General features: G+C 60.7%; 16 protein-coding genes. 3 read left to right on the top strand and 13 right to left on the bottom strand.

Annotated features, from left to right (window positions below; translation table 11 throughout):
• Window positions 1-6 precede the first annotated feature (6 nt).
• Entirely contained in the window at window positions 7-732 is a 726-nt protein-coding gene (trmB, locus tag LOY36_RS26830; protein WP_258671483.1) for a tRNA (guanosine(46)-N7)-methyltransferase TrmB, read from the top strand.
• 130 nt (window positions 733-862) lie between these two features.
• Here the strand turns inward: trmB and LOY36_RS26825 are convergent, their stop codons facing one another.
• From LOY36_RS26825 to LOY36_RS26780, 10 genes are all read right to left on the bottom strand, one after another.
• On the bottom strand, window positions 863-1,186 hold the full coding sequence (locus tag LOY36_RS26825) for a DUF3392 domain-containing protein (RefSeq protein WP_019650219.1): 324 nt from the start codon (window positions 1,184-1,186) through the stop codon (window positions 863-865).
• Between the two features lie 9 nt (window positions 1,187-1,195).
• Window positions 1,196-2,398, bottom strand: coding sequence for a radical SAM family heme chaperone HemW (gene hemW, locus LOY36_RS26820; protein WP_258671481.1), 1,203 nt, complete (start codon window positions 2,396-2,398; stop codon window positions 1,196-1,198).
• Complete coding sequence (gene rdgB / locus LOY36_RS26815; RefSeq protein ID WP_007939349.1) at window positions 2,395-2,991, bottom strand: RdgB/HAM1 family non-canonical purine NTP pyrophosphatase; 597 nt, start codon at window positions 2,989-2,991, stop codon at window positions 2,395-2,397. The genes hemW and rdgB overlap by 4 nt, the downstream gene beginning before the upstream one ends.
• Window positions 2,988-3,422 carry a DUF4426 domain-containing protein gene (locus tag LOY36_RS26810; RefSeq protein WP_019650221.1) on the bottom strand — a complete coding sequence of 145 codons (435 nt, stop codon included), beginning with the start codon at window positions 3,420-3,422 and terminating at the stop codon, window positions 2,988-2,990. The genes rdgB and LOY36_RS26810 overlap by 4 nt, the downstream gene beginning before the upstream one ends.
• A 26-nt stretch (window positions 3,423-3,448) precedes the next feature.
• Window positions 3,449-4,069, bottom strand: coding sequence for a methionine biosynthesis protein MetW (gene metW / locus LOY36_RS26805; RefSeq protein ID WP_007939351.1), 621 nt, complete (start codon window positions 4,067-4,069; stop codon window positions 3,449-3,451).
• A gap of 7 nt (window positions 4,070-4,076) precedes the next feature.
• Window positions 4,077-5,216 carry a homoserine O-acetyltransferase gene (locus LOY36_RS26800; protein ID WP_258671479.1) on the bottom strand — a complete coding sequence of 380 codons (1,140 nt, stop codon included), beginning with the start codon at window positions 5,214-5,216 and terminating at the stop codon, window positions 4,077-4,079.
• A gap of 254 nt (window positions 5,217-5,470) precedes the next feature.
• Window positions 5,471-5,764: a DUF167 domain-containing protein gene (locus LOY36_RS26795; protein ID WP_007987815.1), complete on the bottom strand. Its 294-nt coding sequence runs from the start codon at window positions 5,762-5,764 to the stop codon at window positions 5,471-5,473.
• 4 nt (window positions 5,765-5,768) lie between these two features.
• Complete coding sequence (locus LOY36_RS26790; protein WP_019580613.1) at window positions 5,769-6,359, bottom strand: YggT family protein; 591 nt, start codon at window positions 6,357-6,359, stop codon at window positions 5,769-5,771.
• A 10-nt stretch (window positions 6,360-6,369) separates the two neighbouring features.
• Window positions 6,370-7,188: a pyrroline-5-carboxylate reductase gene (gene proC, locus LOY36_RS26785; protein WP_258671478.1), complete on the bottom strand. Its 819-nt coding sequence runs from the start codon at window positions 7,186-7,188 to the stop codon at window positions 6,370-6,372.
• A gap of 34 nt (window positions 7,189-7,222) precedes the next feature.
• On the bottom strand, window positions 7,223-7,909 hold the full coding sequence (locus LOY36_RS26780; RefSeq protein WP_258671477.1) for a YggS family pyridoxal phosphate-dependent enzyme: 687 nt from the start codon (window positions 7,907-7,909) through the stop codon (window positions 7,223-7,225).
• 57 nt (window positions 7,910-7,966) lie between these two features.
• Here LOY36_RS26780 and LOY36_RS26775 point away from each other — a divergent pair, with 57 nt between their 5' ends.
• Window positions 7,967-9,001, top strand: coding sequence for a type IV pilus twitching motility protein PilT (locus tag LOY36_RS26775; protein WP_258671476.1), 1,035 nt, complete (start codon window positions 7,967-7,969; stop codon window positions 8,999-9,001).
• A gap of 105 nt (window positions 9,002-9,106) precedes the next feature.
• Here LOY36_RS26775 and LOY36_RS26770 read toward each other — a convergent pair whose 3' ends face one another.
• Entirely contained in the window at window positions 9,107-9,727 is a 621-nt protein-coding gene (locus LOY36_RS26770) for a C40 family peptidase (RefSeq protein WP_018928708.1), read from the bottom strand.
• A gap of 250 nt (window positions 9,728-9,977) precedes the next feature.
• Between LOY36_RS26770 and LOY36_RS26765 the strand changes: the two genes are divergently transcribed.
• Entirely contained in the window at window positions 9,978-10,409 is a 432-nt protein-coding gene (locus LOY36_RS26765; protein WP_019580618.1) for a TM2 domain-containing protein, read from the top strand.
• A gap of 37 nt (window positions 10,410-10,446) precedes the next feature.
• Here LOY36_RS26765 and LOY36_RS26760 read toward each other — a convergent pair whose 3' ends face one another.
• Together LOY36_RS26760 and LOY36_RS26755 are read right to left on the bottom strand one after the other, a co-directional pair.
• Window positions 10,447-11,718, bottom strand: a complete 1,272-nt coding sequence (locus tag LOY36_RS26760) for a dihydroorotase (RefSeq protein WP_258671475.1) — start codon at window positions 11,716-11,718, stop codon at window positions 10,447-10,449.
• On the bottom strand, window positions 11,715-12,719 hold the full coding sequence (locus LOY36_RS26755; RefSeq protein ID WP_007939362.1) for an aspartate carbamoyltransferase catalytic subunit: 1,005 nt from the start codon (window positions 12,717-12,719) through the stop codon (window positions 11,715-11,717). The genes LOY36_RS26760 and LOY36_RS26755 overlap by 4 nt, the downstream gene beginning before the upstream one ends.
• Window positions 12,720-12,733: the final 14 nt, after the last annotated feature.

The raw sequence follows: 12,733 nt of genomic DNA, 5'->3' as shown, positions 1-12,733 counted from the left end.
CCATTGATGACTGAATCAAACGACACGCCTATCCAGCAGGAAGAAGGCGAAGAGCGCCAACACCGCCGCATCAAGAGTTTCGTGATGCGCGCCGGGCGCATGACCGAAGGCCAGCAACGCGGTCTGGAGCAGGGTGCTCCATTGTTCGTACTGCCTTTGGCCGATGCGCCGGTGGATTTCGATCAGGTGTTCGGCCGTTCGGCGCCGCGCTCGCTGGAAATCGGTTTCGGCATGGGCCATTCGCTGCTGGAAATGGCCGCGGCTTCGCCGGAGCAGGATTTCATTGGCGTTGAAGTTCACCGTCCGGGTGTCGGCGCGCTGCTCAATGGCGTGCTGACTCAGGGCCTGACCAACCTGCGTGTCTACGATTGCGATGCGATCGAAGTGCTCAACCGTTGCATCGCCGACAACAGCCTCGACCGCCTGATGCTGTTTTTCCCGGATCCGTGGCACAAGAGCCGTCACCACAAGCGTCGTATCGTTCAGGCATCGTTCGCTGAGCTGGTGCGTAGCAAGTTGAAGGTCGGCGGTGTGTTGCACATGGCCACCGACTGGGAACCGTACGCCGAGTACATGCTGGAAGTGATGAGCGTCGCCCCGGGCTATCGCAACCTCGCCGAAGACGGCAAATGCGTGCCGCGCCCGGCCGAACGTCCGATCACCAAGTTCGAACGTCGCGGCGAACGTCTTGGACATGGCGTGTGGGATCTGAAGTTCGAAAAACTGGCTTAAGTACGGCGCTGTAAAAACTGTGGGAGCGGGCTTGCCCGCGATAGCGGTCTAACAATCAACGCAGAGGTTGAATGTTATGGCCTCATCGCGGGCAAGCCCGCTCCCACATTGTTTTGTGTGTTATTCGACGTCAGCGACGGTCTGCCACAACCCCGATCAGCACCAGCACCACCAACAACACCGGCGCCAGGCTGTAGTTGTTGAACTGGCTCAGGCCTTTGATGATCCATGGCGTGGCATAGATCAGCGCTACGCCGCTGCCGACCATGCACAGCAGGGCCATCAGCGGGATGCGCAAGGCGCCGGCGATGCTGCCCAGGCGTTGCTCGACCCAGCCCTTGAGGTCGGCGCCAAACAGCACCAGCAGGCAGCCCACCAGCGCCAGAGAGATTTCCGACAGGTTGCTACGGCTCCAGCGGGACACGGTGGCGAGCAGGTCGAGTACCAGATCCATTCGATTTCCTTATGTCAGAAAAGTCTGCAGCAAGTCATTAAGAAAGAGTTGTCCGCGCATCGTGGCTGCCAGACGTGACGGTTCGACCTGCAACAAGCCACTTTGTTCGGCCTCGCGGCGCCCTTCTGCAAGGCTTTCCAGAGGCAGCCCGGTGCGCTCCGGATACAACCGCGCTTCGACACCCTCGGTCAGGCGCAAGGCGTTCATCAGGAACTCGAACGGCAGTTCTTCGTTGGTCAGCGCTTTCTCGCCAGCCTTGAAGCTTTTGGCCGGATTGATGTAATCCTTCGGCAGGCGAGTCTTCCAGGTGCGCACGATACGCCCGTCCGGATGGCTGAGCTTGCCGTGGGCACCGGCGCCGATACCGATGAAGTCGCCGAAACTCCAGTAATTGAGGTTATGCCGCGCCGGACGGCCGGGCTGGGCATAGGCCGAGACTTCGTATTGCGCGTAACCGTGCTCGGCCAACAGCGCCTGGCCGGCCTCTTGAATGTCCCACAGGGCGTCATCTTCCGGTAGCGTCGGCGGCTGGTTCCAGAACACCGTGTTCGGCTCCAGGGTCAGCTGGTACCAGGACAGGTGCGTCGGCTTCAGGGCGATGGCCTGGCGCAGGTCGCTCAGGGCATCGTCCAGAGATTGATCGGGCAAGCCGTGCATCAGGTCCAGATTGAAGTTATCAAAGCCGGCCTCACGGGCCATGCCGGCGGCACGCACGGCTTCGTCGCCGTTGTGAATCCGCCCCAGGGCCTTGAGTTTCTCTTCCTGAAAACTCTGGATGCCGATCGACAGGCGATTGATACCCAACGCCCGGTAAGCGCGGAATTTCTCCTGCTCGAACGTTCCGGGGTTGGCTTCCAGGGTGATTTCAATGTCGCTGGCAAACGGAATACGTTGCTCGACACCCTTGAGCAAACGGCCCAACGCCTCGGCGCTGAACAGGCTCGGCGTACCGCCACCAAAGAAGATCGAGCTCAGTTCGCGGCCATAGACCGCATGCAGGTCCTGATCGAGGTCGGCGAGCAAGGCGTCCACATACTCTTGTTCCGGCAGCACCGGGCTGGCGGTGTGGGAGTTGAAGTCGCAATAAGGGCATTTGCGTACACACCACGGGATGTGGATGTACAGCGCCAGGGGCGGCAGCACAGGCAAAGCGGCCCGAGGCGATTGCGCGCCGCCGAAGATCAGCGGCGACGCGGATGATTCAATGGTCATTTCAAGCCCAGACGCTGGCGCAGCAGATCCATTGCACGGGCGCGGTGACTGATCTGGTTCTTGTCGCTGGGCTTAAGCTCGGCGCTGGAGCACTCGCGTTCAGGCACCCAGAACAGCGGATCGTAGCCAAAACCGTGCTCACCGCTGGCCTGGGTCAGGATGCGCCCATGCCACAGGCCTTCGCAGAGGATCGGCAACGGATCGTCGGCATGACGCACCAGCGCCAATACACAGACGAACTGCGCGCCGCGCTCGGCTTGCGGCACGTCTTTCATGACGTCGAGCAGTTTGGCGTTGTTCGCCGCATCGCCCTTGCCGTCAGCGTAACGGGCCGAATAGATACCCGGCGCACCGCCGAGGAAATCCACCGCCAACCCCGAATCGTCGGCCAATGCCGGCAGGCCGGAAATGCGCGAGGCGTTGCGGGCCTTGAGAATGGCGTTTTCGACGAACGACAGGCCGGTTTCTTCAGGCTCGACGCTGCTGAACTCGCCGATCGAGCGCAAGTGCACCGATTCGCCGAGCATGGCCTGGAGTTCCTTGAGTTTGCCGGCGTTATGGCTGGCCAATACGAGTTGCGTGAAATTGATCATTCGCCGGGGAAGAGCTCTTGGTTGAAATTGATGGTGTTGATTTTGTCACCGGTTTGCACCTTGATTTCAAAGGTGCGGACTTCCTGCTGATCCACCGGATACTGGGCGATGTAGTAGACCGCGCCTGTTTCGGTAATCTGTTTGAATTTCAATGGAACGCTTTGGCTGGTCAGGTCTTTGACCGTCCCGCTGACTTGCGCCGTTTGCGGTTTGCCGTCCTTGAGTACCGAGATATTGATCACGCCCTGGTTTTTGCTGCGGATCAGCTCGGCCGCTTTGGCAATGTCCGGTGTCAGGAAGGTCGAATTGAAGGTGTTGTAATGCACCGTCACGTCGCCAAAGGTTTCCTTGCGCTCGCCTTTGATGACGTCGGCGGCCATGGCGGTGACGCTCAGGCAGGCAGTGAGTAAAAACAGCGCTAGACGACCCATGATCGTTCTCCTCGAAGTGTCGTGATTCAGACCGCGACCTTGTGGTCCGGCAGACCGGGGCTGCTGACGCGATAGATACCGATCTCACCTAACAGATTAGGCCATAGCTTACTGGCCCACCCGTGTCGATGCTGTTGATCCACGGCAAGTCGATCAATGACCTTGGCTTCACGTTCGCGACACAGCGCTTCAAAGTCTTCGAAGGTGCAGAAGTGAATGTTTGGCGTGTTGTACCAGGTGTACGGCAGAAACTCCGAAACAGGCATCCGGCCCTTGCTCGCCAGGTACCAGCGGCAGCGCCAGTGACCGAAGTTGGGGAAGGTGATGATGCACTGGCGACCGACCCGCAGCATTTCGTCGAGGATCTTGTCCGGGTAATGCACGGCTTGCAGGGCCTGGGTCATGACCACGATGTCGAAGCTGTTGCTGGCAAAGTTGCCCAGGCCCTTGTCCAGGTCCTGCTCGATGACGTTGATGCCCTTGGCCACGCACTCGGCAATGTTGTCCGGGTCGTTTTCCAGGCCATAGCCGGTGACCTGCTTGTGGTCGCGCAGCCAGGTCAGCAACTCGCCGTCACCGCAGCCGAGGTCGAGCACGCGGCTGCCGGCGGGGATCCATTCCTGGATGATTTCCAGATCGGCTCTCATGTCTTCCTCAAAGCGATATGCGGTTCATGTAATTGCTGAAGGCCTGCAAGTAACGCGGGATCGGAATCAGAAAGGCATCGTGGCCTTGCGGAGCATCGATCTCCAGGTAGCAGACGTCTTTCCTGGCCGCCATCAGCGCGTCCACCAGCTCCCGCGAGCGGGCAGGGGAGAAGCGCCAGTCGGTGGTGAAGGACATCACGCAGAACTTGGCCTGGGCATTGGCGAAGGTTTTCGCCAGGTCATCGTCGAAATTCGCCGCCGGGTCGAAGTAGTCCAGCGCCTTGGTCATCAACAGGTAGGTGTTGGCGTCGAAACGTCCGGAAAACTCCTCGCCTTGATAGCGCAGGTAGCTTTCGACCTGGAACTCGACACTGTGGAAGTCGTAGTTGAGCTTTTCGCTCTTCAGGCCGCGACCGAATTTTTCGCCCATGGAGTCATCGGACAGATACGTGATGTGCCCGACCATTCGCGCCAGCATCAGTCCGCGCTTGGGTATCACGCCCGCTTCCTGGAACGAACCGCCGTGGAACTCCGGGTCGGTGAGGATCGCCTGGCGTGCGACTTCGTTGAACGCGATGTTCTGTGCCGACAGTTTCGGCGCCGAGGCGATGGCCAGGCAGTGCCGCACGCGGTCAGGATAAGTGATGGTCCACTGCAAGGCCTGCATGCCGCCCAGACTGCCGCCGATCACCGCTGCCCATTGGCCGATGCCGAGCAGGTCGGCGAGGCGTGCCTGGCTGTGCACCCAGTCTTCCACGGTCAATACCGGGAAATCGGCGCCGAACGGCTTGCCGGTTTCTGGATTGATGCTGCTGGGGCCGGTGGAACCGTTGCAACCGCCGAGGTTGTTCAGGCTGACCACGAAGAATTTGCGAGTGTCGATCGGTTTGCCGGGGCCGATGCAGCTGTCCCACCAACCGGGTTTGCGGTCGTCGGGGCTGTGGAAGCCGGCGGCGTGATGGTGACCGGACAAGGCGTGGCAGATCAGCACGGCATTGCTCGCCGTGGCGTTCAGCGTGCCATAGGTTTCATAGATCAGGTCATAAGCTGGCAGCGAACGGCCGCAGGCCAGGGCCAGCGGTTCACTGAAGTGCGCCACTTGCGGCGTCACCAGACCAACAGAATCGGGGGGGAAGGCAGCTGGCATCGACCCTGCTCTCATTGAAATGAGGCGTAAGTCTAAAGACCGCTGTGGCTAGCGGCAAGCAAAGGCCGGGCCTGATTTTTCCCTGGCGTACCTGTGGCGAGGGAGCTTGCTCCCGTTGGGGCGCGAAGCGGCCCCCGTAGGAGCTGTCGAGTGCAACGAGGCTGCGATCTTTTCCCTGCCAATTGAATCCAAAGCAAAGATCAGATCAAAAGATCGCAGCCTTCGGCAGCTCCTACAGGGTGCAGCCCCGCAGGTCAGGCCGGGCGCACCAGATCCGGCAAATCCGGCAGCTTCTTCGGCGAACAAATCCGCACCCGCTTCTGCCGGTTCAACTCGCCGCTGATCAGGCTGACCTGGCTTTTGGAAACCCCGAATGCCTTGGCCAGAAACGCCATCAGGTAAGCATTGGCCTTGCCCTCGACCGGCGGTGCCGTCAGGCGGATCTTCAGGCGATCACCGTGCAGCCCGGCGAAATCATCGCTGCGGGCCGCAGGTTGCAGGTGACATTCCAGAATCAGGTCATCACCGTCCCAGCGAAAGTAGCTCACCGGATCAGATCAGCAGGCGCAGGATTTGCGGCATCATGGTCAAGGCCGCGAGGTTGTTGATCACCAGCATGTCGATCAGCTTGAGCACCATGAACGCCAGGATCGGCGAGATATCCAGGCCGCCGAGGTTTGGCAGAATCTTGCGGAACGGCGCCAGGGCCGGCTCGCAGATCTGGTTCACCAGCTCGGCGCCGGGGTTATGGCTGCCCGGTGCGACCCAGGACAGGATCACGCTGATGATCAGGGCATAGAAGAAGATATTCAGGAACAGCGCCGTTACGCCGATCAGCGACCAGATCAGCAATTGCAGAGGGTTGCCGGTGGTGCCGAAGGTTAGCAGCAGGGTCAGCGCCATCAACGCCAGTTGCACGAGGATCGCCAGCACCAGCGAGGACATGTCCAGGCCGAACAGGCTCGGGATGATCCGGCGCAGCGGCTTGAGCAGTGGCTGGGTGGCTTTTACGGCGAACTGGCACAGCGGGTTATAGAAGTTTGCACGCACCAGTTGCAGCACGAAACGCAGCAGCACGATCAGCAGGTACAGACTGCCGAGGGTTTGCAGCACGTAAATCGCTGCAGTGTTCAATCCAATCATGTAAGGCTCCTTATTTGCCCAGTTGTTCGGCCATCTCGGCCGAGCGGTGCGCGGCGGCGCCGAGTGCTTTTTCCACCAGGGCTTCGAAACCGCCGGCCTGGAACGACTTGATCGCCGCTTCCGTGGTGCCCGCAGGCGAGGTCACGCGGCGACGTAGTTCAGCCGCGTCGACATCACTGGCGACCGCCATGTGTGCGGCGCCCAGCGCGGTTTGCAGGGTCAGTTGTGCAGCGGTTTCGGGTGGCAGACCGAGCTTCACGCCAGCAGCAGTCATGGCTTCGATCAGCAGGAAGAAATACGCAGGGCCCGAGCCGGAAACGGCAGTGACCGCGTCCAATTGCTGTTCTTCGTCCAGCCACAAAGCGATGCCGACTGCCGACAGCAGCTCTTGCGCCTGCTGGCGTTGCTCGGTGCTCACTTGGGCCGTGGCATACAAGCCACTCACGCCCTGACGCACCAGAGCCGGGGTGTTGGGCATGCAGCGCACGATCGGCTGGGCGCCAAGCCAGTTGTTCATGCTGGCGCAGGTAATGCCGGCCGCAATCGACACCACCAGCTGATTCGGCTTGAGGCTTGGGCGAATGGCTTCGCAAACGGCTTTCATCGCCTGTGGCTTGACCGCCAGCACGACCACGTCCACGCCCTGAATGGCTTGGGCGTTGTCGGCAAACACTTCGATGCCGTGTTCGGCGTGCACGCGGGCACGGGTTTCTTCGCCCGGATCGCTGGCGCGGATCTGCGCGGCGTCCAGACCTTTGGCGCGCAGGCCGCCGATCAGGCTGGCGGCCATGTTGCCGGCTCCGATAAAGGCAATACGAGTCTTGCTCATGTCAGGTCCTTATAGAGAGGTGAGTCAGCCATGTTCATGGTCGACTGTAATCGCGGGCGCCAAACAGGGCCGTACCGATGCGGACCCAAGTGGCGCCCTGGGCGATGGCCGACTCGAGGTCGTGGCTCATGCCCATGGAAAGTGTGTCGAGTGGCAGGTTCAGGCTGGCTTGCAGGCTTTGCACGGCAGCAAAGGCGGCATCCTGGGCGGCGCGATCTTCAGTCGGCTCGGGAATCGCCATCAGCCCGCGCAATTTCAAACGCGGCAGCGCACTGATGGCATCGGCCAGGGCGGGCAGATCGGCCGGGGTGCAGCCGGATTTGCTGGCTTCACCACTGACGTTGACCTGGATGCAGATGTTCAAGGGCGGCAAATCGGCAGGGCGCTGTTCAGACAGGCGTTGTGCGATTTTCAAACGATCCACGGAGTGCACCCAGTCGAAGTGCTCGGCGATAGCACGAGTCTTGTTCGATTGAATGGGGCCGATGAAGTGCCAGATCAAGGGCAGGTCGGCCAATTCGAGCTGTTTGCCCAAGGCTTCCTGCAGGTAATTTTCGCCAAAGTCGCGGATCCCGGCGGCATAGGCCTCACGCAGGGCCTCGGCGGGCTTGGTTTTGCTCACGGCCAGTAGCTGGATGCTGTGTTCGTCACGCTTTGCGGCTAGGGCCGCAGCGTGGATGCGTGAACTAACCTGAGCAATGTTGTCTGCTATCGTGGACATTCAAGAGGCGCCAGCGGGTCTGAGGTTCGCGGCATTCTACTGGAATTGAGGAGCGCTATGGATATCACTGAGCTGCTGGCTTTCAGCGCCAAACAGGGCGCGTCCGACCTGCACCTGTCCGCCGGCCTGCCACCGATGATCCGTGTCGATGGCGATGTGCGACGCATCAACTTGCCGGCCCTGGACCACAAGGAGGTGCATGAGCTGATCTACGACATCATGAACGACCTCCAGCGGGTGGACTTCGAGAAGCATCTGGAAACCGACTTTTCCTTCGAAGTGCCCGGCGTGGCACGTTTTCGGGTCAATGCCTTCAACCAGAACCGTGGCGCGGGCGCGGTATTCCGGACCATTCCGTCGAAGGTCCTGAGCATGGACGACCTGGGCATGGGGGAAGTGTTTCGCAAGATTACCGAATCCCCCCGAGGCCTGGTGCTGGTGACCGGCCCGACCGGTTCCGGCAAGTCCACCACGCTGGCGGCGATGATCGATTACCTGAACAACCATCGCCATCACCACATCCTCACCATCGAAGACCCAATCGAGTTCGTCCACGAATCGCGCAAATGCCTGATCAATCAGCGTGAAGTCCATCGCGACACCCGCAGCTTTGCCACGGCCCTGCGTTCGGCCCTGCGTGAAGACCCGGACGTGATTCTGGTCGGGGAAATGCGTGACCTGGAGACCATTCGGCTGGCACTGACCGCCGCCGAGACCGGCCACCTGGTGTTCGGCACGCTGCACACCACATCGGCGGCAAAAACCATCGACAGGGTGGTGGACGTGTTTCCGGGCGACGAGAAATCGATGGTGCGTTCGATGCTCTCCGAGTCGTTGCTGGCGGTGGTGTCTCAGACTTTGATCAAGAAAATCGGCGGCGGGCGGATTGCCGCCCACGAAATCATGCTCGGCACCTCGGCGATCCGTAACCTGATCCGTGAAGACAAGGTGGCGCAGATGTACTCGTCGATTCAGACCGGAGGGTCGCTGGGGATGCAGACGCTGGATATGTGCCTGAAGGAGCTGGTGACCAAAGGCGTGATCAGTCGCGAGCATGCGCGGGAGAAGGCGCGCTCGCCGGATAATTTTTGAGTGCCTTAAAAGCAAAAGATCGCAGCCTTCGGCAGCTCCTACAGGAAAACGCGTATTCCTGCGTAGGAGCTGCCGAAGGCTGCGATCTTTTGATCTTGCTTGAAATCAGCGCTGTACGACGCGCAGTTGATTCGGTTCTTTCGGCAGAACCCGCTTGGCAACCACGTAGTGGTTATCCCAATACGGCTTCTTCAGGGTGTCGATGCTTACCGACTTGCCACGGCGTGGTGCGTGGATGAAGCGGTCGTTGCCCAGGTAGATGGCCACATGGTTGACCCGGCGACTCTTGATGTTGAAGAAGATCAGGTCGCCTGGCTTCAGTTCGTTGCGATCGACTTTCTCACCGTGACCGCTGGCCATGGCATTGGAGGTGCGTGGCAGGTCGAAGGTGGCGTCGTTGAACGCGTATTTTACCAGGCCGCTGCAATCGAACCCTTTACTTGGGCTGCTGCCACCCCAACGATAAGGTGTGCCGAGCACGTTTACCGCGCGGCTCAACACGTTGCTGCTTTCCTTGGTCGCCATCGGCGGAACCAGCTTGCCGTTGGCGCGGCTCAGTTGGGTGGAACGTTTTACTGTCTGTTGGTTTTTGCTCGAAGGAGCAGAAACATGGGATTTTGGGGTGTAACCATTAACGTTCGGAAGACGTTGCTCACGATTGGTGGCGTGGGCGGCCAGGGGCAATAATAGGCAAATGGTTAGCCATGTCTTGAAAAATGGACGCATTAGGCAAGGCTCGTATGGGTTAGCGCGCAACTTTATAACAGCTTTTTTGTCCCTTCCGAGGCCGTTGGTCGATTCAACCTTGGGGTCAACGGAACCAAATAAGCGGCAATTTGGCGCAATTGTCGGACACAAGTCAGGTGTTACAAGGCTTTGACGGGACCCAAGGTAGCATTCGCCGTATGTCGGCTGCCTGTAAAAAAGTCACAAAGAATTCAAGAATATTTCTCTATCGCGTGAATCGAGGCCATCCATGAACACCTATCGACAACCCGTTTCACAACAAGACACGCACAGCAAAGTGATTGGTTACCTGCTGTGGATTTTCGGTTTTACCGGGGCTCACCGCTTCTATTACGGCAGGCCAGTGACCGGGACGATCTGGTTTTTGACCTTGGGCTTGCTGGGTATTGGCTGGTTGATCGACGTGTTCCTGATTCCGGCCATGGATCGTGAAGCAGACCTGCGCTTTACCGCCGGCCCCATCGAATACAACGTCGCGTGGATTCTGCTGACGTTCCTTGGGGTATTCGGCGTACACCGGATGTATCAGGGGAAGTGGATCAGCGGGTTGCTGTACCTGGTCACGGGCGGGTTGTTCTTTCTGGGGGTGTTGTATGACTTCTGGACGCTGAACGATCAGATTTCGATTCGTAACGCGCAGAACAGAGGCGCTTTCCAGTAAGTTGTGATGAGGGAGCGAGCTCCCTCATCACAGGGTTCTACGCCTGGTGGCTGATCCGCCCATCCACCAGGGTGTAACGCACTACGCCTGGCAGGCTGTGGCCAATGAACGGGCAGTTTTCGCCCTTGGACAGCCAGGTTTCACCGGCCACGGTCGAGGCCGTCGGGTCAAACAGCACGATGTCTGCCGCGCCACCTACTGCCAATTTCCCTGCCGGCAGGCGCAACGCCTCGGCAGGGCCGGCACTCAGGCGTGCCAACAGCGTCGGCAGGTCGAGCAAACCGTCTTCCAACAAGGTCATCGCCAGCGGCAGCAGCAGTTCAACGCTGCTGATGCCCGGTTCGGTCGCGCCGAACGGTGCCAGCTTGGCGTCGCGCTCATGGGGCTGGTGGTGGCTGGAGATGGCGGATACCACACCGGACTTCACCGCTGCCCGCAGGCCATCGCGGTCGGCGCGGGTGCGCAGTGGCGGCTGGACGTGATAGAGGCTGCTGAAGTCGATCAGCGCTTCGTCGGTGAGGATCAGTTGATACAACGCCACATCCGCCGTGACCTTCAGCCCGCGAGCCTGGGCCTGAGCGATCAGCGCTACGCCGCGCGCGCTGGTGAGCTGGCTGAAGTGCGCACGTACGCCGCTTTGCTCGACCAGCAGCAGATCCCGGGCCAGGGCCACGGTTTCGGCGGTTTCCGGAATGCCCGGCAGACCGAGGAAGCTTGCGGTCGGGCCTTCATGGGCCAGGCCACCTTCGGCCAAGTCGTGATCCTGCGAGTTGAAAATCACCGTCAGGTCGAACGTCGCCGCGTATTCCAGTGCCCGGCACAGGGTGCGGGTGTTGCGGAAGCTCTCCAGGCCATTGCCGAAAGCCACGCAGCCGGCATCGCGCAAGGCGACCAGTTCGGCCAGCTGCTCGCCGTCCAGGCCTTTGCTCAGGGCGCCGATTGGGAAAACTTTGGTGTTGCCGGCCTCACGAGCACGGTCGAGGATCAGTTCGGCCACGGCCGAGGTGTCCAGCACCGGTTTGGTTTTCGGCGGGCAGCACAGGCTGGTCACGCCGCCGGCGGCGGCTGCGCGGGTTTCGCTGGCGATCGAGCCTTTGCGGCTGTAGCCCGGCTCGCGCAGGGCAACGTTCAGGTCAACCAGACCCGGGGCGGCCACCAGGCCCTTGGCGTCGATGGTGTCGACGGCAACAAAACCGGCCGGAGCGGCGCCAAGGGCGACGATCTTGCAGGCTTCAACATGGATGTCAGTCACTTGATCCAGGCCGCTGGCCGGATCGATAACGCGTGCGCCGAGAATGCTGAGCTTCACTGGGCGTTCTCCTGCTCGAATTGGCGCTGGGCTGTTTGCCCGCTCATGGCCATGGACAGCACGGCCATACGAATCGCGATGCCGTAGGTCACCTGGTTGAGGATCACCGAGTGCGGACCGTCGGCCACCGCCGACTCAATTTCCACCCCACGGTTGATCGGCCCAGGGTGCATCACGATGGCATCGGGTTTGGCGCCGGCCAGGCGCGCGGTGGTCAGGCCGAACAGGCGGTAGAACTCGCCTTCGCTCGGCAGCAGGCCGCCGGTCATGCGCTCACGCTGCAAGCGCAGCATGATCACCACGTCGACGTCTTTCAGGCCTTCGGTCATGTCGGTGTAGACCTTCACACCGTATTGCTCGATGCCGATCGGCAGCAGGGTTTTCGGCGCGATCACGCGAATGTCCGGGCAGCCGAGGGTTTTCAGGGCCAGCATGTTCGAGCGTGCTACCCGCGAGTGCAGGATGTCGCCGACGATGGCCACCGAGAGGTTTTCGAAGCCACCCTTGTGCCGACGAATGGTGAGCATGTCGAGCATGCCCTGGGTCGGGTGCGCGTGACGGCCGTCGCCACCGTTGATGATCGCCACTTGCGGGCAGACATGTTCGGCAATGAAGTGCGCCGCGCCAGAATCACCGTGACGCACGACGAACATGTCGGCGGCCATGGCTTCGAGGTTGCGCAGGGTGTCGAGCAGGGTTTCGCCCTTGCTCGCCGATGACGTGGACACGTTCAGGGTGATCACGTCGGCGGACAGCCGCTGGGCCGCCAGTTCGAAGGTGGTGCGGGTGCGGGTGGAGTTCTCGAAGAACACATTGCACACGGTCTTGCCGCGCAACAACGGGACTTTCTTCACCGCCCGGGCGCCGACTTCGAGGAACGAGTCGGCGGTGTCGAGTATTTCCGTCAGCAGCTCGCGGCGCAAACCGTCGAGCGAGAGGAAGTGGCGTAGCTGGCCCTGATCATTGAGCTGCAGCGGGCGCTTGGTTTCTAGAGGCGTCATCGCGAGGGGGACTC

The organism is Pseudomonas sp. B21-019, from assembly GCF_024749225.1.
Lineage (GTDB): Bacteria > Pseudomonadota > Gammaproteobacteria > Pseudomonadales > Pseudomonadaceae > Aquipseudomonas.
The sequence above is the reverse complement of the archived record's forward strand: the minus strand, read 5'-3'. Positions and strand labels throughout refer to the sequence as shown.

Excerpts from the sequence above, each read along its gene's own strand:
- trmB (WP_258671483.1), top strand. The coding sequence starts at position 7 with ATGACTGAATCAAACGACACGCCTATCCAGCAGGAAGAAGGCGAAGAG.
- LOY36_RS26825 (WP_019650219.1), bottom strand. The coding sequence starts at position 1,186 with ATGGATCTGGTACTCGACCTGCTCGCCACCGTGTCCCGCTGGAGCCGT.
- hemW (WP_258671481.1), bottom strand. The coding sequence starts at position 2,398 with ATGACCATTGAATCATCCGCGTCGCCGCTGATCTTCGGCGGCGCGCAA.
- rdgB (WP_007939349.1), bottom strand. The coding sequence starts at position 2,991 with ATGATCAATTTCACGCAACTCGTATTGGCCAGCCATAACGCCGGCAAA.
- LOY36_RS26810 (WP_019650221.1), bottom strand. The coding sequence starts at position 3,422 with ATGGGTCGTCTAGCGCTGTTTTTACTCACTGCCTGCCTGAGCGTCACC.
- metW (WP_007939351.1), bottom strand. The coding sequence starts at position 4,069 with ATGAGAGCCGATCTGGAAATCATCCAGGAATGGATCCCCGCCGGCAGC.
- LOY36_RS26800 (WP_258671479.1), bottom strand. The coding sequence starts at position 5,216 with ATGCCAGCTGCCTTCCCCCCCGATTCTGTTGGTCTGGTGACGCCGCAA.
- LOY36_RS26790 (WP_019580613.1), bottom strand. The coding sequence starts at position 6,359 with ATGATTGGATTGAACACTGCAGCGATTTACGTGCTGCAAACCCTCGGC.
- proC (WP_258671478.1), bottom strand. The coding sequence starts at position 7,188 with ATGAGCAAGACTCGTATTGCCTTTATCGGAGCCGGCAACATGGCCGCC.
- LOY36_RS26780 (WP_258671477.1), bottom strand. The coding sequence starts at position 7,909 with ATGTCCACGATAGCAGACAACATTGCTCAGGTTAGTTCACGCATCCAC.
- LOY36_RS26775 (WP_258671476.1), top strand. The coding sequence starts at position 7,967 with ATGGATATCACTGAGCTGCTGGCTTTCAGCGCCAAACAGGGCGCGTCC.
- LOY36_RS26770 (WP_018928708.1), bottom strand. The coding sequence starts at position 9,727 with ATGCGTCCATTTTTCAAGACATGGCTAACCATTTGCCTATTATTGCCC.
- LOY36_RS26765 (WP_019580618.1), top strand. The coding sequence starts at position 9,978 with ATGAACACCTATCGACAACCCGTTTCACAACAAGACACGCACAGCAAA.
- LOY36_RS26755 (WP_007939362.1), bottom strand. The coding sequence starts at position 12,719 with ATGACGCCTCTAGAAACCAAGCGCCCGCTGCAGCTCAATGATCAGGGC.